This is a genomic window from Shinella sp., assembly GCF_049651085.1.
Taxonomy (GTDB): domain Bacteria; phylum Pseudomonadota; class Alphaproteobacteria; order Rhizobiales; family Rhizobiaceae; genus Shinella.
Genome location: NZ_JBASBL010000027.1, coordinates 426,919 through 453,456 on the forward strand (window position 1 = coordinate 426,919; position 26,538 = coordinate 453,456).

General features: G+C 62.3%; 24 protein-coding genes. 8 read left to right on the forward strand and 16 right to left on the reverse strand.

All coding sequences use genetic code 11. The features are described from left to right. Positions 1 to 720 (forward strand): heme-copper oxidase subunit III family protein, encoded by a 720-nt coding sequence (locus WA950_RS19340; protein ID WP_424553350.1) that lies wholly within the window; start codon positions 1 to 3, stop codon positions 718 to 720. An 11-nt stretch (positions 721 to 731) separates the two neighbouring features. After that, positions 732 to 1,076 carry a cytochrome C oxidase subunit IV family protein gene (locus WA950_RS19345; protein WP_424553351.1) on the forward strand — a complete coding sequence of 115 codons (345 nt, stop codon included), beginning with the start codon at positions 732 to 734 and terminating at the stop codon, positions 1,074 to 1,076. Positions 1,077 to 1,096: 20 nt separating this feature from the next. On the opposite strand, the gene WA950_RS19350 is transcribed toward WA950_RS19345, so the two are convergent. The 5 genes from WA950_RS19350 to WA950_RS19370 are packed head-to-tail and all read right to left on the reverse strand — an operon-like array spanning position 1,097 to position 6,541. Beyond that, on the reverse strand, positions 1,097 to 1,666 hold the full coding sequence (locus tag WA950_RS19350) for a dual specificity protein phosphatase family protein (RefSeq protein WP_424553352.1): 570 nt from the start codon (positions 1,664 to 1,666) through the stop codon (positions 1,097 to 1,099). Then, complete coding sequence (locus tag WA950_RS19355; protein WP_424553353.1) at positions 1,663 to 2,781, reverse strand: MBL fold metallo-hydrolase; 1,119 nt, start codon at positions 2,779 to 2,781, stop codon at positions 1,663 to 1,665. Before WA950_RS19355 ends, WA950_RS19350 begins: the two co-directional genes overlap by 4 nt. Beyond that, positions 2,769 to 4,502, reverse strand: coding sequence for an ABC transporter permease (locus tag WA950_RS19360; protein ID WP_424553354.1), 1,734 nt, complete (start codon positions 4,500 to 4,502; stop codon positions 2,769 to 2,771). The genes WA950_RS19355 and WA950_RS19360 overlap by 13 nt, the downstream gene beginning before the upstream one ends. A 3-nt stretch (positions 4,503 to 4,505) precedes the next feature. After that, positions 4,506 to 5,468, reverse strand: a complete 963-nt coding sequence (locus WA950_RS19365) for an ABC transporter substrate-binding protein (RefSeq protein WP_424553355.1) — start codon at positions 5,466 to 5,468, stop codon at positions 4,506 to 4,508. A 50-nt stretch (positions 5,469 to 5,518) separates the two neighbouring features. Further along, positions 5,519 to 6,541, reverse strand: a complete 1,023-nt coding sequence (locus WA950_RS19370; protein ID WP_424553356.1) for an ABC transporter ATP-binding protein — start codon at positions 6,539 to 6,541, stop codon at positions 5,519 to 5,521. Positions 6,542 to 6,736: 195 nt separating this feature from the next. On the opposite strand from WA950_RS19370, the gene WA950_RS19375 reads away from it, so the two are divergent. After that, positions 6,737 to 7,762 carry a LacI family DNA-binding transcriptional regulator gene (locus WA950_RS19375; protein ID WP_424553357.1) on the forward strand — a complete coding sequence of 342 codons (1,026 nt, stop codon included), beginning with the start codon at positions 6,737 to 6,739 and terminating at the stop codon, positions 7,760 to 7,762. 72 nt (positions 7,763 to 7,834) lie between these two features. On the opposite strand, the gene WA950_RS19380 is transcribed toward WA950_RS19375, so the two are convergent. The 5 genes from WA950_RS19380 to WA950_RS19400 form a co-directional block, all read right to left on the reverse strand. Next, positions 7,835 to 9,340, reverse strand: coding sequence for an acetyl-CoA hydrolase/transferase family protein (locus tag WA950_RS19380; RefSeq protein WP_424553603.1), 1,506 nt, complete (start codon positions 9,338 to 9,340; stop codon positions 7,835 to 7,837). Positions 9,341 to 9,508: 168 nt separating this feature from the next. Next, positions 9,509 to 10,546: a FecCD family ABC transporter permease gene (locus WA950_RS19385; protein ID WP_424553358.1), complete on the reverse strand. Its 1,038-nt coding sequence runs from the start codon at positions 10,544 to 10,546 to the stop codon at positions 9,509 to 9,511. Then, a complete protein-coding gene (locus WA950_RS19390; RefSeq protein WP_424553359.1) occupies positions 10,543 to 11,583 on the reverse strand; it encodes a FecCD family ABC transporter permease in 1,041 nt (346 codons plus the stop codon). The genes WA950_RS19385 and WA950_RS19390 overlap by 4 nt, the downstream gene beginning before the upstream one ends. Next, positions 11,580 to 12,545, reverse strand: a complete 966-nt coding sequence (gene fepB / locus WA950_RS19395) for a Fe2+-enterobactin ABC transporter substrate-binding protein (protein ID WP_424553360.1) — start codon at positions 12,543 to 12,545, stop codon at positions 11,580 to 11,582. Before fepB ends, WA950_RS19390 begins: the two co-directional genes overlap by 4 nt. Positions 12,546 to 12,572: 27 nt before the next feature. After that, positions 12,573 to 13,439 carry a siderophore-interacting protein gene (locus WA950_RS19400; protein ID WP_424553361.1) on the reverse strand — a complete coding sequence of 289 codons (867 nt, stop codon included), beginning with the start codon at positions 13,437 to 13,439 and terminating at the stop codon, positions 12,573 to 12,575. 177 nt (positions 13,440 to 13,616) lie between these two features. Between WA950_RS19400 and WA950_RS19405 the strand changes: the two genes are divergently transcribed. Both WA950_RS19405 and WA950_RS19410 read left to right on the forward strand, forming a co-directional pair. Further along, positions 13,617 to 14,444 carry an ABC transporter ATP-binding protein gene (locus tag WA950_RS19405; RefSeq protein WP_424553362.1) on the forward strand — a complete coding sequence of 276 codons (828 nt, stop codon included), beginning with the start codon at positions 13,617 to 13,619 and terminating at the stop codon, positions 14,442 to 14,444. Further along, positions 14,441 to 15,724 carry an NtaA/DmoA family FMN-dependent monooxygenase gene (locus WA950_RS19410; protein WP_424553363.1) on the forward strand — a complete coding sequence of 428 codons (1,284 nt, stop codon included), beginning with the start codon at positions 14,441 to 14,443 and terminating at the stop codon, positions 15,722 to 15,724. Before WA950_RS19405 ends, WA950_RS19410 begins: the two co-directional genes overlap by 4 nt. Positions 15,725 to 15,736: 12 nt before the next feature. Here WA950_RS19410 and WA950_RS19415 read toward each other — a convergent pair whose 3' ends face one another. Then, complete coding sequence (locus WA950_RS19415) at positions 15,737 to 16,528, reverse strand: IclR family transcriptional regulator (RefSeq protein ID WP_424553364.1); 792 nt, start codon at positions 16,526 to 16,528, stop codon at positions 15,737 to 15,739. A gap of 190 nt (positions 16,529 to 16,718) precedes the next feature. Between WA950_RS19415 and WA950_RS19420 the strand changes: the two genes are divergently transcribed. Beyond that, positions 16,719 to 18,803 (forward strand): TonB-dependent receptor, encoded by a 2,085-nt coding sequence (locus tag WA950_RS19420; RefSeq protein ID WP_424553365.1) that lies wholly within the window; start codon positions 16,719 to 16,721, stop codon positions 18,801 to 18,803. A 254-nt stretch (positions 18,804 to 19,057) separates the two neighbouring features. Here the strand turns inward: WA950_RS19420 and WA950_RS19425 are convergent, their stop codons facing one another. From WA950_RS19425 to WA950_RS19435, 3 genes are read right to left on the reverse strand one after another with little or no spacing between them, the layout of a single operon-like run. Then, entirely contained in the window at positions 19,058 to 20,560 is a 1,503-nt protein-coding gene (locus tag WA950_RS19425) for a tripartite tricarboxylate transporter permease (protein ID WP_424553366.1), read from the reverse strand. 11 nt (positions 20,561 to 20,571) lie between these two features. Next, positions 20,572 to 21,030: a tripartite tricarboxylate transporter TctB family protein gene (locus tag WA950_RS19430; protein ID WP_424553367.1), complete on the reverse strand. Its 459-nt coding sequence runs from the start codon at positions 21,028 to 21,030 to the stop codon at positions 20,572 to 20,574. 24 nt (positions 21,031 to 21,054) lie between these two features. Further along, positions 21,055 to 22,170 carry a GntR family transcriptional regulator gene (locus WA950_RS19435; protein WP_424553368.1) on the reverse strand — a complete coding sequence of 372 codons (1,116 nt, stop codon included), beginning with the start codon at positions 22,168 to 22,170 and terminating at the stop codon, positions 21,055 to 21,057. 145 nt (positions 22,171 to 22,315) lie between these two features. Here WA950_RS19435 and WA950_RS19440 point away from each other — a divergent pair, with 145 nt between their 5' ends. Together WA950_RS19440 and WA950_RS19445 are read left to right on the forward strand one after the other, a co-directional pair. Then, a complete protein-coding gene (locus WA950_RS19440; RefSeq protein WP_424553369.1) occupies positions 22,316 to 23,287 on the forward strand; it encodes a Bug family tripartite tricarboxylate transporter substrate binding protein in 972 nt (323 codons plus the stop codon). A 68-nt stretch (positions 23,288 to 23,355) separates the two neighbouring features. Continuing rightward, entirely contained in the window at positions 23,356 to 24,681 is a 1,326-nt protein-coding gene (locus WA950_RS19445) for a class-II fumarase/aspartase family protein (protein WP_424553370.1), read from the forward strand. Between the two features lie 140 nt (positions 24,682 to 24,821). Here WA950_RS19445 and WA950_RS19450 read toward each other — a convergent pair whose 3' ends face one another. Both WA950_RS19450 and WA950_RS19455 read right to left on the reverse strand, forming a co-directional pair. Beyond that, entirely contained in the window at positions 24,822 to 25,502 is a 681-nt protein-coding gene (locus tag WA950_RS19450; RefSeq protein ID WP_424553371.1) for a hydrolase, read from the reverse strand. Positions 25,503 to 25,603: 101 nt separating this feature from the next. Continuing rightward, complete coding sequence (locus tag WA950_RS19455; protein WP_424553372.1) at positions 25,604 to 26,470, reverse strand: pirin family protein; 867 nt, start codon at positions 26,468 to 26,470, stop codon at positions 25,604 to 25,606. Positions 26,471 to 26,538: the final 68 nt, after the last annotated feature.

Consider the following 26,538-nt stretch of genomic DNA (forward strand, 5'->3'; position numbering starts at 1 on the left):
ATGGCACAGTCTATCCAGACCGACAGTGACGCCTCTTCCCGCCTCCCGGGGCTGCAAGGCGTGGCAGCGGATTTCAGCTCCGATCAACGCTCCTTTAAAACTGCCTCCTGGGGCAAGGCGATGATGTGGATATTTCTCCTCAGCGACACCTTCGTCTTCGGCTGTTTCCTCATTGCCTACATGACCGCCCGCATGTCGACACCCGTTGCCTGGCCGAACCCGAGCGAGGTTTTCGCGCTCGAGATCGGCGGGCAACATGTCCCGCTGATCCTCATCGCGATCATGACCTTCGTGCTGATCTCCAGCAGCGGCACCATGGCGATGGCGGTCAATTTCGGCTATCGCCGGGAACGCGGCAAGACGGCGGCCCTGATGCTCGCAACCGCTCTTCTCGGCGCGGCCTTTGTCGGCATGCAGGCCTTCGAATGGACGAAGCTGATATCGGAGGGCGTGCGCCCCTGGGGAAACCCGTGGGGTGCCACGCAGTTCGGCTCCTCATTCTTCATGATCACCGGCTTTCATGGCACCCATGTCACGATCGGCGTCATTTTCCTCCTCATTGTCGCACGCAAGGTATGGCGGGGCGATTTCGATGAGGAACGGCGCGGCTTTTTCACCAGCAGAAGGGGACGCTACGAGGCAGTGGAGATCATGGGGCTCTACTGGCACTTCGTCGATCTGGTCTGGGTCTTCATCTTTGCATTCTTCTATCTGTGGTGAGGAGTAGCGCCATGAGCGAGACAAGGACGCATGTACAAGCACAGAGCGGACAGCATCACCCGGTCCGGCTCTATCTCATCGTCTGGGGCCTGCTCTTCGTCCTCAGCGCCTTTTCCTACCTGGTCGACTATTTTCAGATACAGGGCTATCCACGATGGTCGCTGATCCTTCTGTTCATGATGTTGAAGGCCGGGCTGATTGTTGCCGTCTTCATGCATATGGCATGGGAACGGCTGGCACTCGTCTATGCCATCCTGCTGCCACCACTGCTCGTTCTGGTTTTCGTCGTGCTGATGGTTTCGGAATCGAATTATACGATCTTCACCCGCCACGCTTTTTTCGGCGCGGTTCCGTAACCGCAAGTCCATGGAGAGCGCTATGCGCGCACCATCTTGATTGCAGCCTGCGCCATGTCGAGCATTGCTGGTTGCGGCTGGGTCAGGTCTAGCCCGCGCACCTGCCTGACATGATCGACGGCGGCCTCGATGGTTTGGAAGCGATCGGGATGGCGCAGGTGCATGTAGAGCGCGATGGCGGTTGCCGAGCGGCTGCGTCCTCCCCGGCAATGAACCAGCAGATTGCCGCGCCGATGCGCCGGATAGTGCGGCTTTCCGGGGCTTTCCTGCTCGACGATGCCGCAGATCGCAAAGACCGCCGCCAGCAGATGCTCGGGCGTGTTGCCGGGACCGTCGATCAGTCCGATATGCGTGCGGCGAACATGGGTGCCGTCCGGCAGCGACAATGGCGCGATCTCGATATTGACCGCAAGGTTCATCGTCGAGGTGATATTGTTTTCCTGAAGCAGGACGGGGCTTTGCGCCGCGACCTTGTTGCCGATGAACAGCTTCAGCCCGTGCGAGCCGGTCTCTTCCAGAACGGGAAAGAGGACGGCAAGCTCGTCTTCCTGGGCTTCAGTGAGGTGCGCGGTGGACGGCTGGATGTTCATGCGGCATTTCCATGGGTGAGGGGCTGGTGAGCGTATGTCTCGACGGATGGGTCGAGCACAAGGCGGTTTGCGAGCTTCTCGGCGAGCAGCGGCATGGCTTCCGGCTTGACGAAAACCGGCATGACACGGCGTGCGCCGGTCATGTCCGCCAGATGAAGTACGTCTTCAAGACGCGGATGCACATTCCAGCCGAGCCAGGTTGCCCGTTTGCCGGTGATCAATTGCTCGGCTGGTGTGCCATGGGGGACATGGCTTGAAAAGATGAAACGGAACCCTTCATCGATCCTTGCCACGAGCGCCGCGGAACTGCCCGCCTCTCCATTGGCCTCGGTGACGATCAGAATGTCCGACGGCCGCCAGTCCGTTTCGTCCGTTTCCGGCAGGTCCGCAAGCAGGATCCTCAGCTTGTCCTGCATTTGCGTTCCGATCCCTTCGCCATTTTCCGCAAGGCTGGTGATTTCATCGCGGATCTGTGAGCTGACCTTCAAGGACAGGCCCCGCCCGGCAAGGGCAAGCGCCATTTCGGGGCCCCGCCCGCAGGAGGGAACCGGCAGGACCGCCCCGTTTCGCGCCAGTTCGGCGATGGAATCGATCTGGTCGTGAAGGCTTGTCTGGCGGTCGCCATAGGAAGCATCGGTCACGATGAGTTCCGCCCGGGGAGGCATGTCGAACGGCAGGAGGAGCGACTCAAGGCTCCAGTCGCCAGTATAGAGAACACCGCCATCGGCCGCAAAATGAAACCAGATGCCGCCCGGGGAATGGCCGCAGCGACCGACGGTCACGGGCACCGTCTCGATGCTCGCCTTGCCCTGCTCCGGCAGGAGGCGGCAACGCGGATCGGCATAGGGGTCGATGCCGATCTGCAGGAAGGTGGTCCTTGTCGCGTAAAGCGGCGGATTGCCGATCTTCGCGGCCAGATGCAGCGCGCCCGCGTGGTCGATATGGGCATGCGAGAGGCAGATCGCATCGATCGTGCCGAGGTCGCTCACATCGGGGAAGATGCCCGGTTCCGGACCTTCGCCGAGGTCGAGCAGCAGGCGCTTGCCACCCACTTCCAGCAGGAAGGCGGCGGGAAGCTTGCCGCCCAGCCCGCTGATCGCCGTCAGTCGCGCCATGGCAGGGCTCCTTTCGGCAAGCGGGTGGCGAAGAGCGATGCGATGCCCATCAGCGCCAGTACGATCAGGATCATCAGGCAGCCAACGGCGGCGGCGAGCGTCGAGGAACCGCCTTCTTCAAGGAAGACGATCATCGGTCCGATGGTACGCGCGCTGGAGGAAACCAGCAGGATCGACACCTGGATTTCGTTGAGCGCCGACATGAAGACGATGATGCCCCCGGCGATCACGGCAGGCGCCAGCATCGGCAGGATGATGTCGCGCATTCGCTGGAAGAAGCCGGCACCGGCCACGCGCGCCGCATCCTCGAGCGACCGGTCGATCTGGGCGAAGCCGCCCAGCATCGGGCGCAGGGCCAGTGCGAGGAAGTTGGAGAGATAGGCGGCCAGAATGATCCAGACCGTACCGTAGATGCTGAACCCCAGAAGCGGCAGCGGCCGCAGGAAGAACAGGATCATGGCGACGCCGAGAATAATGCCGGGCAGGACATAGGAAAGCTCGGCCGCCATCTGGATCAGCCGCACGACCGGGCTTTTCTTCCAGCTGATGAAATAGGCCAGCACCAGCGAAATGACGCTGAGCAGCACGACGGCGAGGACTGTCAGAAGGAAGCTCGTCGCGAAGGCGTTCCGGATCGAGGCGTGATGGAACAGTGCATTGGCGTAGTTGGCGAGCGTCAGCGTGTCCCAGCCGAGTTTCTGCCCGAAACCCTTCACCAGCGAGGTTGCGACAAGCGCGGATAGCGGCAGAAGCAGGGTCGCCGCGAGATAGAGCCAGGCGATGGCCTCGACCGGGGTCTTCCAGCGCCCGAGGCTCATTCGGGCCGGTCTGCCACCCTCCTCGACGCGCACGTCGCTGCGTCCGCCAAGCCAGCTGCTGAGGCCGAGCGCAAGCACGGTGATCAGCGACAGGAGCAGCGACAGCGATGCCATGTCGGACAGGCCCGACGGGCCGTAGCTGTTCAGCTGTTGGTAGATCAGGGTGATGAGGGTGGGAAAGCGGGCAGGAATGCCAAGCATTGCCTGAATGCCGAAATTGCCGATCGCTGAGACGAAGGCGATCGCCGCGCCGGCGAAAATGCCGGATCGGGCAAGCGGCAGCAGAACGGTGAAGATGAGCTGGACGTTTCCGGCGCCCGATGCACGGGCGGCTTCGGAAAGGTTCGCCGGCAGGCGGCGAAGCGCAGCGCGTACCGTGAGAAACACCAGCGGCGCATTGTAGATGCCGAGCAGGAAAATGATGCCCCCGGCCGAAAACAGCGGATGCCGTGCGCCGGGCGTCAGGGCCAGGCCGAAAAGGCTGAGAACCGGGCTGGTCGGCGAAAAGGCCTGCACCCATGCCAGCGCCGTCACCTGTGGCGGGATCATCAGCGGCAGTACAAAACCGAAAACCCATGCGGCCTTGAAGCGCATATTGCTATGCACCGTCAGAAGGGCGGCGATACCGCCGAGCATGACGGCAAGCAGCGTCGAAGCCAAAGCCACGTAAAGCGAATTTACCGCCGCCGTGAAGACGCGCGGCCTGGTAAGGACGCGCCATGCACTGGCGAGATCGAGCGAGCCTTCCGGTGCAATGGCGGTGAGCGCCAGACGACCGAGCGGGGCAAGCGAGATCATCGCCACGAAGATGGCGAGAATGCCGAGCACGAGGGTTTCGGGGCCAAGGCGGAACGCCGGCACAGGCCGGCGCTCCCCTGGCATGATTGCCGCGATGTCTGCCATGGATCAGCCGCCGAAGACGGCCGTGAACTGCTCGCGCACGTCCTGGTCGTTCGTGACAGCCTTGTCGGCATCCATCGGCAGCAGCTTGATCTCGGAAAGCTGCGGGAAACCGGCAGGCGGCGTTACCGACGAATCGATCGGCAGGTTACCCTGCCTGGCGACGAGCTCCTGTCCCTCCCTGGAGAGAAGGAAATCGACGAAACGCTTGGCGGCTTCCGGTTCCTTGGCGGTGGACATGATCGCGACCGGCTCGGTGATGAAGGAGACGCCATCCTTCGGGAAGATCAGGTCGACGGGCGAGCCGCTGGCCTTGGCGCGGATCACGTCGGCATCGGCGATGATGCCGTATTTGGCAAGGCCGCTTGCAACAGCCTTGAGAGCCGGGCCGTTGCCGCCTTCCGGTGCGATGTCCAGTCCGGCGAGCTTCTTGTAGAAGTCCCAGCCGATGCTGTCGACGTCGATGACGCTGTGCAGGTGGTTGAGGGCCGCACCCGAATAGAGCGGGCTCGGAACGGCGATCTGGCCCTTGTTGTCTTCGACGAGAAGATCGTTCCAGGTCTCGACCGGCTTTGCGATCTGCGTGTTGTAGGCGATGCCGGTGGAGATGATCTTGGTGCCGAAGAAGGTCTTGTCCTTGTCATAGGTGCCGGCATCGTAGCCGTCGACCTTGGCTTGCGGATAGGCCATCAGGCGGCCTTCCGCCTTGAGTTGGCCGAGATTGATGGTGTCGGCGACCAGCAGCACGTCCGGCTTTACGTCGCCGGCCGTGATCTCGGCGCGCAGGATGTTGAGCAGCTGGCTGGTGCCGTTGCGGGTCCACTCGACCTTGACGTCCGGGTATTTGGCCTGGAAGGCATCGACGGTCTGCTGGGCGATTTCCGGAGACTGCGAGGTGTAGAGCGTGAGCGTTTCAGCGCTTGCCGTACCCGCCATGAGGACGAGTGCAAGGGTGGAGAGAAGACGCATGGAATGTTCCTTGGATTGGATGTTGGGAAGGGAGGGAAGGAAGGAAAAAATCAGGCCGCCTCGGGAATGACCCAGCCATCGCCGACGCAAACTGAAATCGTATCGCCCACTGAAACCGGCCGGTCATGCGAGGCATGCAGGCTGAGAGACAGGTCCGGTGCGTGGCGGGGGCGGAAATGCACCTGCATATGGCTGCCGCGATAGGTGGTTCGCTCGACCTGTGCTGCGAAGCCGCCATCGGGGCTGCCGGCCAGCTTCAGATCGTCCGGATGGACACTGAGGCTGGCACCGGTGACCTTTGCCTGATCCTTGCGGGCACGCACTTCACTGCGGTGGCCAAAAATATCGACATTGACCATTCCGTCGGTGCCGCCGCGCTGAAGATCGGCAATCGGCAGGACAAGCCCATTGCCGATGAAGCGCGCAACCATCTCGTTTTGCGGTTCGCGGTAGAGCTCATGCGGGCGCGCGAACTGCGCGATGCGACCGGCATCCATCACCGCGATCCGGTCCGCCAGCGCCATCGCTTCCGACTGGTCATGGGTGATGTAGATCATCGTCGCACGGGTGCGGCGGTGGAAATCGGAAAACTCGCGCTCCATCGAAGCGCGCAGATGCACGTCGAGATTGGCGAGAGGCTCGTCGAGCAGCATGACGGATGGATTTGCGGCAAGGCAGCGGGCGAGCGCCACGCGCTGGCGCTGGCCGCCGGAAAGATCGGCCGGCGCACGCTCGGCGAGGGTTTCCATGCCGACGGTCGCAAGGGCATCGCGGCTGCGCTTGCGACGTTCGTCGCCGGACACGCCGGCAATTCTCAGGGCATAGCCGACATTCTGCTCGACATTCATATGCGGCCACAGCGCATAGTTCTGGAACACGATGCCGACATTGCGCTTCTCGGGCGGCAGGTTTCTCTCCGGCGAGGCAATGATTTCGTCATCAAAATGGATCGTGCCGTATTTCATCTGCTCGAAACCGGCGATCAGCCGCAGCATGGTGGTCTTACCGCAGCCGGACGGTCCGAGGATGGCGACGAATTCGCCGTTTTCGACCTGCAGGGAAACGTCGTCCAAGACGCGCTTCTTCGCGAAATCCTTGGTAATTCCTTTCAGGGCAATCGAAACCATTGCGATCAGAACCCCACCTCTATTCGCGGCAACCACCTGAGATTTTCACCGGTTGCGCTATCTGCACTCGTGTGCACAATAGGGGTGCCATGCTTCATTTTTATGACGGCGCGGGCGCGGTGTTCGGACCGGATGGGGGCGATGAAGAAGAAATTCGTGACATCGGCGCAAGTGGCGGAACGGGCGGGCGTGTCACGTTCGGCCGTGTCGCGCACGTTCACGCCGGGCGCCTATGTATCGCCTGAAGTGCGTGAAAAGGTCCTGCTGGCAGCAGAAGAGATGGGTTACAGGATCAACCGGTTGGCGAAGTCCCTTTTGACCTCGCAGTCGAGCCTGGTCGCGATCGTCGCGTCCAACCTGTCGGAGCCCTTCATTGCGGCGCAGATCGACGCCCTCAGCGCGATGCTGGCTGATCGGGAGTTGCAGACGCTTCTGCTGAACATCGGCGCAAGGCGCGACATGACCGCGATGATGAACCTCGTTCTCGAATATCGCGTGAAGGCCGTCATCATCTTGTCGGGTGCGCCGCCCGAAAAGCTTGTCGAGCAATGTCTGCAGAGCCAGCAGTGTACCATCCTCATCAACCGGGAGCAGGCAAGCGGGATCGTCGACGTCATCCTTACGGACGACCGTGCCGGGGGCAGGCTTGCAGCCCGTCACATGATCGAGGGAGGCTGTCGCCGCCTTGCTGTCGTGCGGGGGGCATCGGACACGCCAAGCCAGCGCCGCCGTGCCGAAGGTTTTATGGAGGCCGCGGCACAGGAGGGCTTGCCGGTGCGGCATTGGCTGGGCGGGGAGGGCGGTTATGAAAGCGGGCGCACCGCCGCACGCGAACTCCTGGCGAGCAGCGCGTTGGACGGCGTGTTCTGCACGACGGACCGCATCGGCCTCGGCTTTCTCAATACGTGCAGCTTCGACCTGGGCCTGGACGTGCCGAAGGACATCAGCATCGTCGGTTTCGACGACATTGAAGAGGCCGGATGGCCCTCGCACGGACTGACGACCGTTCGCCAGCCGATTGTCGCAATGGTCGATGCCGTTGCGACAATACTCTCATCGGATGCTTTCGGGATATCGGGGCAAACCCATATCGTCCCCGTCGAGCTGGTTGTACGGCAGACAACACGGCCTAGAGTGGTGGTTTCCCAATCTCCTTCAAAGGCCTAAAAGCGTTACTTCGCGCATATATTGAATCCGGCTGGCCCGTTGTTTTCAAGCAGTGGCGGCGAGGGATGCATTTCAGGCCAGCATCGAGCCTGTCTCGATATAGCGCTGATGCCAGGACAGGGCTTCGCTTGGTAGGACCGGCGTTTGCAATCCGTATGAACCCTTGAGCGCGCGCGCATAATAGTCCTGAAGCGCCGGCCGATAGGCCGGATGTGCGCAGTTCTCGATGATCAGGCGGGCGCGCTGTTTGGGGGAAAGCCCGCGCAGATCCGCCAGGCCCTGCTCGGTGACCAGGACCTGGACGTCCTGAGTGATGTGGTCGACATGGCTCGCTTGCGGAACGATTGCGGAGATCTTGCCGCCCTTGGCCGTGGATGGGGTCATGAAAATCGAGACATAGGCGTTGCGGGCGAAGTCGCCCGAACCGCCGATGCCGTTCTGGATGCGCGAGCCCATGATGTGGGTCGAGTTGACGTTGCCATAGATGTCAGCCTCGATCAGCCCGTTCATGGCTAGGCAGCCGAGCCGGCGTATCAATTCGGGGTGATTGCTGATCTCCTGAGGGCGAAGGATCATCCGGTCTCGATAGCGTTTCATGTCTGCGTTCAGGCGAGCGGCGGCTTCAGGGCTCAGCGAGAAGGCGGTGGCCGAAGCCATGCGCAGCTTGCCGGCGTCGAGCAGGTCCAGCATGCCGTCCTGGATGACTTCGGTGAAGGCCGTCATGTCGTTGAAGGGGCTGTCGACCAGCCCGGTCAGCACCGCATTCGCGATATTTCCTACGCCTGACTGAATGGGCAGCAGGGAGGCTGGCAGGCGCCCCCTAGCAACTTCATGGGTGAAAAATTCGAGAAGATGGCCTGCAATCGCGCGGGCGTTGTCGTCGGGCGGCGTGAAGGGCAGGTTACGATCCGGTGCGTCGGTTTCCACGATGGCGACGATCTTGTCCGGATCACAGCGGAACGCCGTTTCGCCGATGCGGTCATCCGCCCGTTCGAGCGGGATCGGAACCCGGTGCGGCGGCAAGGCCGTGCCGTAATATATGTCGTGCATCCCCTCCAGATCGGCGCTTTGCCAATGGTTGAGTTCGAGGATCACCTTGTCGGCACGATCAAGCCAGGTCTTGTTGTTGCCGATCGAGGAAGACGGTATCAGCGACCCGTCGGGGCGGATACCGGATATTTCTACGACTGCGGTGTCGAGGGGGCCAAGGAACCCTTGCCAGGCCATCGGCGCGACCTGGCTCAGATGCATGTCGAAATACTCCATCTCGCCACGATTGATCTTCTCGCGAGCGATGGGGTCGGAATTGTAGGGTAGCCGGAATTCGATTCCATCCGCCTTGGCGAGCGCGCCGTCCAGCTCCGGTCCGGTCGAGGCTCCAGTCCAGACGCGCAGGCGGAAGGGATCACCTGCTGCATGTGCGGCCTCTATGCGGGCAGCCAGCGCGAGCGGTACGCTCTTGGGATAGCCCGATCCGGTAAAACCACTCATTCCAACGGTGGTGCCGCTATCGATTAGCGATGCCGCGTCCGCGGCACTCATTACCTTCGAGCGCAGTCGCTCACAGCCAATTCTCATTCCGTTCACTCTTGCTTCTTTCGGGCGTCGCGTGATGTCACAACAGCCAACGACGAGCACCCCATTCATGGAACAGGCGCAACTATATCCAAACAGGCTCGGGGAGCCAATGCACATGGATGGTGGATGTCATGTGGAACCGGGCTTGCTCCTCACCCGCCGATGGTGTCAGACCGACTTGCTGCGTACCAGCAGCCACAACAGGTAGAACCCGCCGAGAAGGCCGGTGGTCAGCCCGATGGGCATGTGGACGTTAATGGGCAGGTGCTGGCTGGTGAGGTCGGCCGCAAGAAGCAGCGCCATGCCCATCATCGCACCGGACACAACGGGGACGTCCGGTGATGCACTCAGTCGCCGGGCAAGCTGCGGAGCAGCGAGCGCGACGAAGGCGATGGGGCCGGCGGCGGCAGTGGCGATCGATGTCAGCCCGACGGCTGCCATGATCATCACGAGCCGCGTGCGTTCGGCATCGACGCCGAGCTGGCGGGCGGCATCGTCGCCCATTTCAAGCAGATTCAGACGGCGGGTATGGGCGATGGCGACCGGCAGGACGACCGCAAAGCCGATGGCGGCGGGCAAGACATGCGACCAGGTGCGCGTGTTTAGCGAACCGGCAAGCCACAGCTGGGCGGATGCTGCCTGATCGAGATCACCGCTCACCAGCAGGATCGTGTTGACGCCGGACAACGTTGCGCCGACGCCGATGCCGACCAGAACGAGCCGGTATCCGCCGGTGGAACGGCCCTTGCGGGCAAGCAGGAAAACGGCGACCGCCGTCAGCACGCCGGAAAGTACGGCCGCCAACGACGTTTCAAGTGGTCCGGCATTCAACAGCATGATCTGCACGATCGCACCGGTCGCTGCCCCCGTCGTGAAACCGATCACATCCGGGGAGCCGAGCGCATTGCGCGAAATGGACTGGAAGATCGACCCCGCCATGCCGAGTGCGCCACCGACCAGAATGGCCGTCAGCAGTCGCGGAAGCCGGATGCGCAGGATGACACGCTCGGCTTTCGCATTGTCGCCCTGTCCGGTGAGCGCCGCCAGCACTTCGGCGGGGCTGAAGGAGAGGGTGCCGCTGCTGAGGAGCAGGATCGCGAAAGCGGTGACGATCAGCGCCAGCCCACCGCAAAGCAAGGCGACCCTTGGCCGCCAGCGAAACGACAGCGGGCCGAAGCGGTGGACGGAGACGGACGCGTTTCTCATAGCTGCTTCAGCCGGAATTTTCGCACGATGAGGATGAAGAATGGACCGCCGACCAGTGCGGTGACGATGCCGGCAGCGATTTCCTCCGGTGCGGCGATCACCCGGCCGAGACTGTCTGCGCCAAGCAGAAGGATGGCGGCGAAGAGAGCCGAATAGGGAAGGATCCAGCGGTAGTCCGGCCCTGTTATCGTGCGGGCGAGGTGCGGGGTCACCAGCCCGACGAAGCCGATGGGGCCGGCCGCGGCCGTCGCCGCGCCTGCCAGCAGCATTACCGCCAGGCAGGCCAGAACCAGTGTAAGGCGTGTGTTGAGGCCGAGCGCCTTGCCGAGATCGTCCCCGAGGGCGATCGCATTGAGGTTTCCGGCAATGGAGAAGGCGGTCGCGAGCCCGAGGAGCGTTGCGAGGGCGAGGATGCCGGCAATGTCGAACCCGCGACCGGCAACGGACCCCGCCGCCCAGTTGCGGAAATTGTCGAGCACAGCGAGCGGCGCATTGATCAGCACGATGCCGGTGACAGCGCCCAGCATGACGGACAGCCCGGCACCGGCGAGCACCAGCCGCACCGGATTGGTCCCGGTCTCATGCGCCCGTCCGAGCACGAAGACGGCGACGCCCGCCATGCCCGCGCCGGCGATGCCGAACCAGACATAGCCTGCCATCGTCGTCGTTCCGAAGACGGCGGCACCCAGCACGACGGCAACCGCGGCGCCGGCATTGACGCCGAGCAGGCCGGGCTCGGCCAGCGGATTGCGGGTGACGGCCTGCATCACCGCACCGGCTATGCCGAGTGCGAGACCTGCAAGAAGCGCGACGGCAGTTCTCGGAAGACGCAGGCTCCAGACGATCAGGTGCCGGTCGTCGCGCGCGTCATGGGCGAAGACCGCATCGAGAACGGTATGAAGGGGAATGGGCCGCGAGCCGAAAGCAAGGCTGGCAAGACAGAGCAGCACGAGCACCGCAAGACCGGCGAGGAGACCGGCAAGCCGCCGCCTGCTGCGCAAGTCGCCGGCGGTCCCGCGCGAAATCGTCGTGGTCATTGCGTTTTCAGGGACCGGGCCACCGTATCGATCATCTGCAGGCCGGAATAATAGTCGATGCGGAAGGACGTTGGGCCGAGTGGATAGACCCGCTTGCCGGCGACGGCGGGAAGGTTGGCGAGGACAGGATCGGCAAGGAAGGTCGCGACGTCCTCCTGCGTCGCTCGCAGCAGGAAGACGCTGTCGCCGGTGATTGCCGCCGGTAGGTTCTCCTGCGAGATGAACTCGAAGTCCGAGGCGCGCGTAACCTGGCTGCGAAGGCTTTCGGGCAAGCCGACCACCGTCATGCCGAGCGCAGCGAGAAGCTGGGCCTGCGGGCTCGTGGGCTTGCTGACGGAATAGCTGCCGCCGACATTGTAGCCGACGATGCTGGCAGTGCCCGTTGAGGCCGGCAGCGTTGCGGCGACCTCTGCCGCATGGGCATCGAAACGGCTGATCGCCTCGGCCGCCTGCGCCTCAAGACCGGTGGCCTTGCCGAATTGCAGCGCAATGTCCTGCCAGCTCTGGTTGGAATAGTTGACCACGATGGCCGGGATGCCCTGCGCCTCGAGCTCGGCATAGTGCGGTACCACGCTGTCGGCTCCCGTCGCCGAGATGATCAGCAGGTCCGGTTCCGCGCCGATTACGGCTTCGATGTCGAACTCGAGCTTGCCATAGAGCATCTCGACGCTGCGCTCGTCGGCAACCGCCGCCCATTGCGAGAAGAACCCTTTGTCATCCGTCAGGGCGCTTGGCGTTGTCGCGGCAGTCGCGATGACCGGCGCGCCAATGGCGAGAAGGATTCCGGTCAGGCTCGGCGCAGTCGAGACGATCCTCTTCGGCTGTGCCGGCAGGGTCAATTCGCCGGCGTCATGGCGCACGGTGCGCGGCCACGCATCCTCGGCGCTTGTGGTGCGCAGCGGCAGGAGCGTGGTCGCTGCAAGCCCGAGGGCAGAGGTGAGGAATGTGCGGCGGAGGGTCATGGTCGTATTGCCGTATTTGCGAGGAGGTCAGGCGAGAATGTCGAGATCTTCCGTCTGGGCAAGCCCGCCACCTCCGGCCCGCACGGCCTCATATTGCTGGAGGCGCATCCGGTCGATCTCGGAACTGCTCATGCCCTTCCGCCAATAGCCGAAGACGCGCACACGATCCTTCGGCAGGCCGCGCTCCTCGGTGAAATAGGCGCGGATGGCGCGGATATCCTGCCGCTCTCCCGCCGCCCAGATCATGCAGCCCTCCGGGTTCGGCAGCGCGCGGGCGGCCGCGACCAGCTTGCCGGTCGTGCCGGCCCCCTCGCTTGGGTCACGCAGCAGAAGATGCCGCTCGACGCCCTCGACCTCCGGCAGTTCGTCGAAGGCGGCGCGGTCGGCGGTTTCGACGTAAAGGACGCCATGGCTTCCCTCCTGCCAGGTGCCGAGGATCGCGTGGATGGCCGGAATGGCTGTTTCGTCGGCGAAAAGGGCAATGCCGCCCTCGGCGGTGTGGTCGGGCAGATAATGCGGGCGGGGGCCGACCAGATGGATGGCGCTGCCGACCGTGGCCCGCTCCAGCCAGCGCATGGCCGGGCTGTCATCGGCATGGACCACGAAGTCGATGTCGACAAGGCTCCGGCCTTCATCGAAGGAGCGGATCGTATAGACGCGCGATACCGGCCGCTGGCCTTCCGGGGTTTCGACCTCGAGGCGCACGGCAAGATTGGGCCTGCGCCACGCGGTAGGATCGGTCGGGGCGATGCGGCCGGTTACGCGGACGACCGAGGGAACCGGCCGCGCCAGGGCGACGACTTCCATCGCCAATCGCTCCATGCTGCCCATGTGGTCTTCCTGCGAAAGCAGATTGTTGCGGTCTTCAACGCTCTCGTTGCGCGGTGCAGCCATGGTGCCTTTGTCTCCTGTCATCCCTCATGTCGCGCGCTATCCGGGTCAAAACGGTTGCATAAGGCAGCAACGCGACGCTAAAACATGAGTATTAAAGTCTATATTGTTTGTCCATATTGCAGAATGCATTCTGCAATGCAATACGGATTGCCGCCGCCGCTTGTTAGAAGAACAGCCATGACCCATCGCCTTCATGCCCGCTCCGTGACGCTGCGTTACGACGAGCGAACCGTATCGAGCGACCTGACGATCGCCATACCGGACGGCTCCTTCACCGTTGTGGTCGGGCCGAATGCCTGCGGAAAATCCACCCTGTTGCGGGCGCTGGCGCGCCTGCTCGCGCCGACATCCGGTCAGGTGATCCTCGACGGCAGGAGCATCGGCGAATTTCCGACACGCGAGATCGCGCGCCAGCTCGGCCTGCTGCCGCAGAGCGCGACAGCGCCTTCCGGCATCACGGTCGCCGATCTGGTCGGGCGAGGGCGCTATCCGCATCAATCCTTCTTCCGGCAATGGTCCAAGGCTGACGAGGCCGCCGTGGCGGCAGCCATGCAGGCAACCCGCATCACCGATCTTGCCGACCGGCTGGTCGATGAACTTTCCGGCGGCCAGCGCCAGCGCGTCTGGGTTGCCATGGTGCTGGCGCAGGAAACGCCGATACTGCTGCTCGACGAGCCGACGACCTTCCTCGACATCGCCCACCAGATCGAATTGCTGGAGCTCCTGGCTGACCTCAACGCCGAGGGGCGGACCGTCGTGGCAGTGCTGCACGATCTCAACCATGCCTGCCGCTATGCCTCCCACCTCGTCGCAATGCGCTCCGGCGCGATCCTTGCCGAAGGGCGCCCCTCAGACGTGGTGACGGAACAACTGGTGGAGGCGGTGTTCGGCCTGCCCTGCACGGTCATCGACGATCCGGTATCGCACACGCCGCTCATCGTGCCGCTCGGACGTCATCGTCCCGCGCACCACCGGCAGGAACAGGAAAGGATTGCAGCATCATGACGGACAGGCAGCTTCACATCGGACTTTGCCTCACCGAAACCTGGCTGCAGGGCCGTGAGCCGGATGACGCCGAGCTTGCCGAGCAGCGGCAGGATCCGGCCGGCTTCTACATCAAGCTGGCGCAGGCCGCCGAGCGGGCAAAGCTCGATTTCGTCTTCAAGCCGGATGTCCTGGCCATGCGGCGCGGCAAATCGGCGACGTCGCCGTCCTTTGTCGGGCTGGATCTGACGGTGCTGCTTGCGGCCATTTCCACAGCCACCCGCCGCATCGGTCTCGTCACGACCGCTTCGACCACCTTCAACCCACCCTATGTCGTCGCCCGCCAGATTCAGTCGCTGCACTGGGTCAGCAACGGACGGGCGGCCTGGAATATCGTCACCTCGATCGACGGCGCTGAGAATTTCGGCGATGCGCCGATGCCGCCGCCGCAGGAGCGTTACCGCAAGGCCGCCGAGTTTACCGATCTCGTGCGCGATCTCTGGCAAAGCTATCCGCATGCTGCGCTGGACGGCAAGGCCGATGCGGAGCCGATTGACCATCAAGGCGCGTTCTTCAGCGTCAAGGGGCCGTTGAACGTGCCCGGCCATGCGAGCGGCCCGCCACCGCTGTTTCAGGCCGGTGCGTCGGAGATCGGGCGGGACTTCGCGGCTTGCGTGGCGGACGCGACCTTTGCCTCCACCCCGGACATGGCTGCCGCTCTCGATCTGCGCAACGATTTGGGCGCGCGGGCGCAGAAACACGGAAGGGCGGATGCGCCCCGAGTTCTGCCGGGCCTCTATTTCTTCCTGGCTGAAACGCGGGAGGAGGCGTGGGCGATGCACCGGCGCGCCCATGCGCACCTGACGCATGAGAAGCGCCTCGATGCGGTGAAAACCATCCTCGGCCTCGACATTTCCCACCTGCCGCCGCAAGCACGCGTCACCGCCGACCTCCTACCGCCGGACGACCGGCCGGTGCGCAGCCGCACCCATGCCGATCTGCTGCGTCGTTATATCGAGAACAACCAGCCGTCCGTGGAGGATCTGCTGGCGCGGCCGGAAGTGGTCGGCTCGGCGCACTGGGTGTCCGTCGGCACCGTCGAGGACGTCGCCGACGAGATCGCCGAATGGTTCGAGGCCGGCGCGATCGATGGTTTCATCGCGCTGCCGGGCGGTTCGCTGGAATCGCTGCAGCTGTTTCTCGAAGCCCTCGTGCCGCTTCTCGTGCGGCGGGGCATTTTCCGCAGCGACTACGATGGCGAGACGCTACGCGCGCATCTGCGCATCCGCTCGCAAACGTAGGGGCGGGGCGTTTTACGCCCCTCCGGATTCTGCCGTCACCTGCCGGGCTGCTTCGACGAGTGCCGCGCCGTGTCCTTCGCTTTCGGCGGTCTCGACGAAAGAGACGGTCGTGACCACGCAACAGAGCTCCCCATAGACGTCGAAGACGGGAGCCGCCTTGCCCGTCAGCGCGGAAAACAGCCGTTCATTCAGTTCACCCCCGCCGGCACTGCGGATGTTTTCCAGCACGCCCGCCGCCGGGGGGCGGCCGCGAAAGGCATCCGGCTGCAACCGCCGCACTGCCTCTATGCGCTCTGGTGGCAGATAGGCCTGGAACACCAGCCCGCACGCGGTGTTGTCGAGCGGCAGCACATCGCCCAGCGTCACGGTGCTGATCGCGAAACGTGCGCTGCGATACCATCGCACGATGGTCGGCCCCCGATCGGTCCAGATCGCGACGCCGCAGCTTGCCGCAAGGCGCGAGGCCATGGACTTCATGTGCCGTCCGGCGACCGTCACGGGATCGATGCGTTTCAGGGCGCTGATGCCGATATTGAGTGCCGTTGGCCCGAGATCGTAACAGCCGGTGACCTGATCCTGTGCCACCAGCCCCTCGCGTACCAGGCTTTGCATGTAGCGATGCGCGGTGGATCGGCCGGTTCCGGCACGGCGCGCAAGCTCGACCAGCGGAAGTTCTCCATCGGATGCGGCGAGGATGTTGAGAAACCGGGAGGCGATGGAAACGGACTGGATGATGCCGGCCCGCTTCTCGCCTGTGGCATCCGACAGGTCGTCCGCACGTTCTTCGAATTCGGTCAACGCCATCCTCCCTGCAACCCGATATGCGCATCTGCCCCGACACCGTGTCGATTGGCAAGTGCTTGCACTGTTGCGGATATGCCACGGCTTGCGCCAGACGGCAATCTGTTCAAAATGTGGAAAGCATTCCCTATTGCGGAACATTCTCGCCCTCGTTACGTGAATATGACTGAAATACTCATGTTTGGGGGCTGTTATGGGAATTCACATCAATCGCGCACTGGCGGCCAGCGTCAGCGTCGTCGCACTGTCATTGCTTCCTGCCGTGGCCGCGGTCGCGCAGGACGCCGCCGCTGGAGGCGCGGGAACCACCACCCTTGAAGCCATCACCGTCACGGGCGAGAATGTATCGCGCGACATGAAGAACACGGCCTCGTCCGTGTCGGTCAAGACGAGCCGCGAGATCGACAGGGAGAAGACCGGCAATGCAACCGTCTCGGAAGCCATCGCCGACGTGCCGAACATCGTCTATTCGGACAGCGTCAGTGCGCCGATCATTCGAGGCCAGGACAGCCAGGGCCCGCTGACCGGCCAGGGCTCTTTCTGGGGCGGTACGGTGCCGCGCGCCACCATCAATCTCGATGGCCACTACCTGAACTACAACGAGTTCTATTTCGGCGCGACGTCCGTCTGGGACCTCGACAGCATCGAGGTCTTCCGCGGCCCGCAGACCACCTCGCAGGGCGCCAACGCCATTGCTGGCGCCATCATCGTCAACACCAAGGACCCGACCTTCACACCCGAAGGCGCCTATCTGGCGGAAATCGGCAACTACAACAACAAGCGGGCGGCCATCGCCCTGTCCGGGCCGATCATCGAGGATCAGTTGGCCGCCCGGCTGGCCATCGACTATTCCGGCCGCGACACCTTCATCGACTATATCAGCAAGGGCTTCCAGCACGGCGACACGGACCAGGACTTCAGTTCCCTCAATGCCCGCTTCAAGCTTCTGTGGGAGCCGCCGGAAGTGCCCGGCCTGACGGCGAAGCTGACCTACACCCACAACAGCAGCAACCGCCCGTCGCAGGAAGCCGCCTCTCGGCCCTTCGAGGATCTCAATCATGTCACCACGACGATGCCGACCTGGGATCAGCACACGAATACCGGCATTCTCGACATTTCCTATGACTTCGAGAACGGCATCAAGCTCTTCAACCAGACGCATTATTCCACGTCGGACGTGAAGCGCATTACCGGACTGATCAACGGTGGCGACGCCGATGTCGACCAGACCAATGCCTCGAACGAGATGCGCGTAACCTTCGGCGACGAAAACGACGAGGTCAGCGGCGTCGCCGGCCTGTACTATGCGCATACGCAGACCGACGAGGCTCTCTACCTGTCCGGCGTGTCCCTCTTCGACGACACCAAGCGCAATCTCGGCCTCTTCGGGGAAGTCAGCTACCGTTTCGCCGAGCAATGGACGCTGACGACGGGTCTGCGTTACCAAAACGACCGCATCGAGCGCGTCGGTACGTCGGTCTTCGCGCCGACCCCGGTCGACTTCGATGCTACCTTCTCCGCCCTTCTGCCGAAGGCTTCTCTTGCCTATGCGGTGAATGACGACTGGACCGTGGGGGCGCTGGTCAGCCGCGGCTACAATCCCGGCGGTGTGTCGCTCAACCTGACGGCGCGCAAGTGGCAGCCGTTCGAGGAGGAGAAAATCTGGAACTACGAGCTCTTCACCCGCGCCACTCTTCTCGACGACCGGCTGACATTGAACGGCAACCTGTTCTACATGGACATGAAGAATGCCCAGTATACCATTCCCGTGGTGATCTCACCTGGCGTGACCCAGTCCTATACGATCAATGCCGAGCAGGCCCATTCCTATGGCCTCGAAATCGGCGCGGACTACCAGTTGCTCGACAACCTGACACTCAAGGCCAGCGCCGGCGTGCTGCGTACCAAGATCGACGAGATTGCGAGCAATCTCGCGTATCAAGGTAATGAATTCGCCAAGTCTCCGGGATACATGGTCACCCTCGGCGCGAGCTGGGACGTCACGGAGAAGTTCACTCTCTCGGGCCAGGTTCGCCATCTCGACGGCTACTACTCCGACACCGCCAATACGCCAGCCTACGTGATCGAGTCCTACACGATCGCCGACATCCGGGCGAGCTACAAGGTGCATGACCATATGGAGGTCTACGGCTACGTAAAGAACATCTTCGATGAACGCACGCCGACCTACATGCAGCAGAACCGCGGCATCGGCGGCATCGAGGCAAGCATGACCGCTCCGCGCATGTTCGGCATCGGCGTCAAGGGCACGTTCTGACGGAAGACACGGGGCGTCGCCTGTTGCGATGCCCGTGAATGGACAAGCGGATGGCGGGATTGATGTCCCGCCATCCGCTTTCGCACGGAAAGACCTTCTTCCCGGCGAATGCGATCGACGCCGGCTGCTATCCACCCTGCCGAAGCAGAATGAACAGCTGTCGCTAACCGAAAAGCAGGCGCTCATTGTCCAGGTGACGCAGCTTCCATGCATTCGATGGATGAAATTGCTCCGATCAGAAATCGGGGAGCACGTCAGTCCTCCTGGAAGGCTACTTTGCGACCCCTGCGAATGGATGGAAGCAGCACCAGCGCCAGCAGAATGCCTGCGAGGATGAGCAAGACTGCACTCACCGGGCGGGTAACCAGTACCGTGGGATCTCCCTTGGAGAACAGCAGGGCGCGGCGCAGGAATTCCTCCATCATCGGCCCGAGGATGAAGGCCAGCAGCATTGGAGCAGGTTCGGCGTCAAGACGCCGAAAGATGTAGCCAGCGACGCCGAAGACAGCCATTCCGTAGACGTCGAATATGCTGTTGTTCACACTGAAGACGCCTATCGCACAGAAGACGATGATGATCGGGAACAGGAAGTGGTAAGGGATCGCGATCATCTTCACCCAAAGTCCGATCAGCGGCAGGTTCAGGATGAGCAGCATGAGGTTCCCGATCCACATGGAAGCAATCAGGCCCCAAAACAGCTGAGGCTGGTCCGTGATGACAGACGGTCCGGGCTGGATACCCTGGATGATCATTGCCCCGACCATCAGTGCCATGACGGCGTTTGATGGCAGTCCCAGTGTCAACATCGGAATGAAGGAAGTTTGAGCGCCTGCATTGTTTGCGGCTTCCGGTCCGGCGACGCCTTCGATGGCGCCTTTGCCGAACTGCCCAGGGTTCTTGGAAAGCCGCTTTTCAAGCGCGTAGGATCCGAATGATGCCAGGGCCGCTCCCCCGCCGGGGAGAATTCCGAGAAGCGAGCCGAGGGTTGTTCCGCGCAGGATGGGTGCGAGGATGCGCTTCCAGTCCTCCTTCGTCGGCATGAGACCGGTGACGCGCGTTGTCATCGCGGAGCGATCAGCTTCATCCTCTAGATTGGCAATGATCTCGCCGAGGCCGAACACGCCCATGGCGATGACAACAAAATTGAGGCCATCGGCAAGGTTGGTCATGCCGAATGTGTAGCGCGGCACAGCGGAATTCACATCCGTTCCCACCATGCCCAGGAGCAGCCCCACCAGGATCATGCCAAGTGCGTGCAATAGCTGGCCAGATGCCATTACGATCGAAGCGATGAGGCCAAGCACCATGAGCGAGAAATACTCGGCGGGCCCGAATTGGAGCGCGACTGCTGCAAGGGCGGGAGCGAAAACCGCGATGAGGATGGTCGCAATGGTGCCGGCGATGAACGAGCCGATCGCGGCGGTGGAAAGCGCCCTTCCTGCATGACCTTGCCGGGCCATCTGGTAGCCGTCGAGCGCAGTCACCACCGACGAGGGTTCACCGGGGAGATTGACCAGAATTGCGGTCGTCGAACCACCGTACTGCGCTCCATAGTAGATGCCGGCCAGCATGATGAGGGCGGATTCCGGCGGGAGGCCAAACGTTATCGGCAACAGCATTGCGATCGTGGCAACCGGACCTAGCCCCGGAAGAACGCCGATTGCCGTGCCGAGGAAGACGCCGACCAGACAGTAAAACAGGTTGTAAAGCGTGCCGGCGACGGAAAGGCCGAGCCAGAGATTTGCGAAAATGTCCATGGGGTCGGCCTCTACTTGAACCACTCGCCGAGGATCGGTATCGGAAGGCCAAGGCCCTTGATGAAAACGGTGAGGCAGAAGACAACCAGGGCGACAACGCCAAGGGCTGCCCTGTATTCGAACCGGAAGCGCTCACTCGCGGCGGCGGAAACCAGGATCAGGACGACCAGCGCAACAGCCAGCCCGGCGCGTTCGAGCAGTGCGCCGAACAGGGCAACGGAAAGCGTTACAAGAAGGAGGCCTTTCCAATTGATCTTTCCGAGCGGTGCACCATCACGCAGAAGACCTTTGGCGAGGGCGACGAGACCGAAGATCACCAGCAGCGAGGAGATCATCGTCGGGAAATAGCCGGGCCCCATTCGTCCTGCGGTTCCAAAGCTGTAGTCCCGCGCGACGACGAAGCCGATCAGCCCCAGGGCCAGGTATATCAACCCGATCCCGAAATCCTTTTCTCCCCGTATCCGGACCATCCGTAATCCTCCTTGTATTGTGTGCTAGGTTCGCGCCTTGCGCTCCATGACTGACGAGCCGGCGCGCTCAGTCATGGGGAGAAGTCGAAGGCCGAAGGGCTCTTTTCGGTTTTGCCAGCGCTCCATCAGGCGGTTGTAGACGCCATCCGACTGATCGGCGGCGCTGTATCCGATGACGTCGAAGAACCCGGCGGTTTCCTGGTCAAGATCGGTGCGTCCCAGCAAAATAACCGACATGTCGGACGGGATCGCAATGCCCTCGAGTTCAAGAAGCTTCTTGAAGCGGGCGCCATCGTCGATGCCCCAAATGACCAGTGCCCGGTTCTGCGAGGCGGGGCTGGAGGCAATCGCTCCACGGAGCGCTGCAACGGCCGCTTCCTCATAATCTTGCGGGGGAAGCTTCTCGATTCTGGTTTCGGGTTGCAGCAGGGGCGCCAAGTCCGGTCTTGCGCGCAAGATCCTCCAGCGGTGGAGCCCCATTTCGTTGGCTAAAAAGAAGCTGGTCGTGGTGATGTAGTGAATGCAGTCATGCCCGGTTCCGGCGAGGCGCATGACCGCGGCCTCAACGGACTGCCCCCATTCAAAGCCGACGGCATCGATGTCCGTTCCGACAAGCCAGGCTCCGTCTACAATGACGGTATCGGTTTTTCGCCGGATAGCCGCAATCATGTCGATCGGCATGATATCGAATGAATTCTGCACGATGCATGCGTCAAAGCGGGGCAGCGTCTGGAGCACCTGCTTTGCATGTTCCGGATCGGAATAGCCAACTTCAAGGGTGACGTGCCCATCATCAGCAAGCCGTTGTTGCAATGCCTCCAGGACGACGCTTCCGCGGAGATTTTTGGAAGATCGCCGAAGCATTATCACGCTGCGCTGCGTGTTTTCCGGGCCTTTGGTCGGGTCAGGGGCCTCGTTTGGCGAGGTGGCCTTGCTCTTTATGCCGGTGAAGAAGGTTCCACGGCCGACCTGTGCATCCACAAGCCCTTCCGTCTTGAGCTCCTTGAGCGCCCGCTGAACGCTCTGCTGGCTCAGAGAAAAGTCGCGCATCAACTGCCGCAGCGTCGGCAGTCGGTCGCCTTCCTCGGCCGCCAGCGCGACCGAGCGCAGATACGATTGAAGCTTGCTCATTTCCCTCATGGGCCCCTCCTAATGCAATTCAATGCAATATTGCAATACAAAAAACTGCGTACAATGCTTGTGTTGATGCAATGTGCGCGATATATACCATGGCGAGGAATTCAAGGCAATGCAAATTGCATTGCATCAAAACGGGAGGCGCCTCATGTCCAGACGCAATTTTCTGATCGCGGCGGTCGCTGCGGCCGCAATGGCAATCGTGCCCATGTCCGCATCGGCTCAAAGCAGTGGCCCGATAACCCTGCTGGTGGGTTACTCGGCTGGCGGCAGCGCGGACTATGCCGCGCGCGTCATCGCTGCCGAGCTGACGACGAAACTCGGCCGCTCTGTCATTGTCGAGAACGCGACCGGAGGCAGTGGGATGATTGCCTTGCAGAAGCTGGTCAACGGCAAGGCTGACGGCGACGCGCTTTACTATGGCGGGCACGACACGGTCGCTGTTCCGATGCTCAACAAATCGGTGGGCATCGATTGGAAGGAAGCCACCTTGCCGGTAGGCCGCACGGCATTGACTTCAATGGCCATCGCCGTTCCGGCTGAATCACCCCACAAGTCCCTTGCCGATCTGGTTGCTGCGGCGAAGGAGGCACCCGAGTCCATCACGTATGGTACGCCCGGCATCGGTACGGCTCAGCATATGGTCGGCGAAATGATCAGCCATCGCGCAGGTGTGAAGTTCATTCACGCGCCGTACCGCGGTGGTGCGCAGGTTTCCAACGACATTCTGGCCGGTCTTCTCGATTCCGCCGTTTTCACGACGTCGACGGCCCTTCCTTTCGTCAAGGAAGGCAAAGTGCGCGTTCTGGCCGTGACCGGCGCCGAGCGTTCTTCCGCTTTGCCCGATGTGCCGGCCCTGACGGAAATCGAGGGCTTCAATGGTCTGGCGCTGCCTCTTTGGCAGGGTCTGTTCGTGAAGGCGGGGACTGACGAAGCCGTCGCCAAGCAGCTGAGCGATGCGATTGCCGCCTCGCTCGAAAGCGAGGACGTCAAGAAGCGGCTTGCAGATGGAGGCTTTGTCGCGGCCCCGCTGCCGATTGGTGAATTCACGGATTTCATCTCCAAGCAGGCGGACATCTATAGCCAGATCATCAAGGATTCCGCGATCGCCATCGAATAATGCAACGCGCTCCGGTCAATCCGGAGCGCATCTCCTCCCCAAGAAACGCAAGCTACATCGGATTTGTCATGACCGTGGGAATGTTCGACTCCTTCATCACTCGCTATTGGTTCAGCCCTGAAGCGAAGGAAATTTGGAGCGATACTCAGACACTTCAGGCTTGGCTCGACGTCGAGGCCGCGCTTGCGCAGGCTCAAGCGCGGCTCGGGGTCATACCCGCCGAGGTGGCGCCGGTTATTGCCGATGCCTGCCGGCACGAGCGGTTCGATATCGATCGCTTGAGCCGCGAAATTGCCCACGCTCAGCATCCATTTGTACCTGTTCTGCGCCAGCTGGAGGAGTTCACCGGTGAACCCGCCGCTGGCTATATTCACTGGGGCGCAACGACCCAGAACATTTTCGATACCGGCGCAGCATTGCAAATGGCCAAAACGCAGGCGCTTGTCGATGCCAGCCTGGAGAGCGCCGAGCGGGCTCTTTCCCGCCTCGCGGTCAAGCATCGCGACACGCTCCAGGCCGGGCGTACGCATGGTCAGCACGCCTTGCCCATGACATTCGGGTTCAAGGCTACGGGATGGCTGGAAGAGCTTCGTCGCGGCAGGCAGCGCCTGCAGGATCGCCTGGCTTCGTCATTCGTGGCCTGTCTTGGCGGTGCGATCGGAACCTTCGCTGCAATGGGCGAGAAAGGCCCGGCCGTGGAACAGGAAGTGGCCGACATCCTCGGATTGAAGCCGGCCGTCCTTCCGATGCGCTCCTCCTACGACCGGGTTAGTGACTACGTTTGCGCGCTCGCATTGCTTGCAGGAACAGCTGAAAAAATCGCGCAAGACATTGTGTTCATGCAGCGGACCGAAATCGGAGAGATCGAAGAAGCGTTCCATATGGGGAAAGTCGGCAGCTCGACGATGGCCCAGAAGCGGAACCCCTCGACTGCCCTTATGCTCATCAGCCTTTGCCGGATGATGTCAGCGCGGCTTCCGCTCGTTGTCGGGTCGATGGTGCGGATCGACGAAGGGGACTCGTCCGCTTCGAATGTGAGTGATATCGCGATTCCGGAGGTGGGCATCCTTGGCGCCTCGATTGCTGCAGCCCTGGACCGGCTCGTAAGCGGTCTGGACGTGCACGTCGAAGCGATGCAGCGGAACGCGGAGATCACCAACGGCTTGATCGCTTCAGAAGCCGCCATGATGCAGCTTTCTGACCGCATCGGCCGCCACAAGGCGCATCATCTCCTGTACGAGGCGGCTCAGCGTTCCGTTATGGAAGATGTTCCCTTCACCACGGCAATCGCCGAACATCCTGAAATGTCGGGTCAAGACATGGTCACGCTGGACGTGGCCGGCTACACCGGTGAATCTGGGGCGCTCGTTGATAAACTGGCGGGCGGATCCTAGCGCCGCTCTGGTGCCCTGCTACGCAATCACCAGGAGAACGACGTCCATCGCGTCGCATGACCTGGAACGGCATTCCGCTCCAGGCCATGTCTGGTCGTGAGGTCTGAGCGGAAAAGTCTGTCCCTTTTCCTGCCCTGGCTTTAGCTACGCGTGGAGTCCAGCTGTTCCTGGTTCCGCTGCACTTCCTGAGCCTTCATGTAGCTCTCGATGAGCAGCTGATAGTTCGGGAACACCTGGGTGTAGGCGTCGGCCCATTCCTGGGCATCCGCACGGTTCCAGGTCTGCTGCAGCTCGGAAGCCACCGCGCCGGTGTCGATCGGCACAACGCCGGCCTGGACGACGCGGGCGAGCGTGATCTCCTGTGCCATCTTCGAGTAGGTACCGGAAGCGTCGACTACGGCGAATACCTTGTAGCCGTCCTGGACCGCGCTGATGGCGGGGAAGGCCATGCACACGCTGGTCAACGTGCCCGCGATGATCAGCGTCTTGCGGCCGGTGGCCTTCACTGCCTCGACGAACTCGGGATTGTCCCAGGCGTTGATCTCGCCCTTGCGCGCTACATATCGCGCAAGCGGTGCGTTGGCATGGATTTCCGGGATCAGTGGGCCGTTCGGCCCCTGCGGAACCGAGGCGGTGGTGATGACCGGGATCTTGGCAAGCGATGCCATCTTGGCAAGGGCTGCAGCGTGACGGCGCAGGACCGGCATCGGCATGTCGCCGACCGTCTGGAACAGGCCGCTCTGATGGTCGATCAGCAGCATGACGGCATCATTGGGGTCGATGACGGGACGCTGGCCATTGAAGTTTGCAGGAATGCTCATGTCATTTCTCCTTGGTTGAAGTCACAGCTTGAGGTGGCGGGCCGGACAACGTCCGTCCCGTTTTCGCCAGGTAGCGAAAGGTTGAGGGTGAATTGGTGCGATCAGGCGTTGATCGCGCCGAACTTCCCGGAGCGGAAATCCGCGAATGCCTGGTGCAGTTCGTCCTGTGTGTTCATGACGAACGGACCATGCATGGCGACCGGCTCGCCAAGCGGCTTGCCGCCGAGGACCAGCACCGTGGCATCGCTCTCGGCATCGAGGGTGAAAGCGCTGCCCTCGCGATCGAGCAGAACGAACTGGCCATCGCGGGCGGGCGAAGTGCCATTCACCAGTATGGAGCCGCGCAAGACGACAAGGCCGGCCGTATGACCTTCCGGCAGTTCGAACGATGCCGACTTGCCCTGGTTGAGCTTCACGTCCCACAGGTCAATCGGCGAGAAGGTGTTCGCAGGGCCCTTGCTGCCCTCATACTGCCCGGCGATGACGCGCAGGCTACCGGCGTTGCCCGGCAGTTCGGCCATCGGAATGTCGGCATCGAGCAGGCTTTGGTAGCCGGGCTTGGCATCCTTGTCCTTCGCCGGCAGATTGACCCAGAGCTGAACCATGTCGAGCGTTCCGCCCTGGCGGGTGAAGGCCTGCGAATGAAACTCCTCGTGCATGATGCCTGCGGCAGCCGTCATCCACTGGACGTCGCCGGGGCCGATAATGCCACCTGCGCCGGTGGAGTCGCGATGCTCGACCTCACCGTCATAGACGATGGTTACCGTCTCGAAACCGCGATGCGGATGGGCGCCGACGCCACGCGGCCGGTCGGCCGGCGGGAAGGCCATCGGCCCGGCATGGTCGAGATGCAGGAACGGGCTGACATGCTCGCCGTGTGTGGCATAGGACAGCATCGAGCGAACCGGAAAACCGTCGCCAACCCAGTGCTGGGCAGGGCTGCTGTAAATACCGAGAACCTTTCTCATGAACTTTCTCCTGGCTGTCTGCCTTTGGAGGCAATCTGTTGAAAGCAAGATATGTTCGAGCCAAAGCT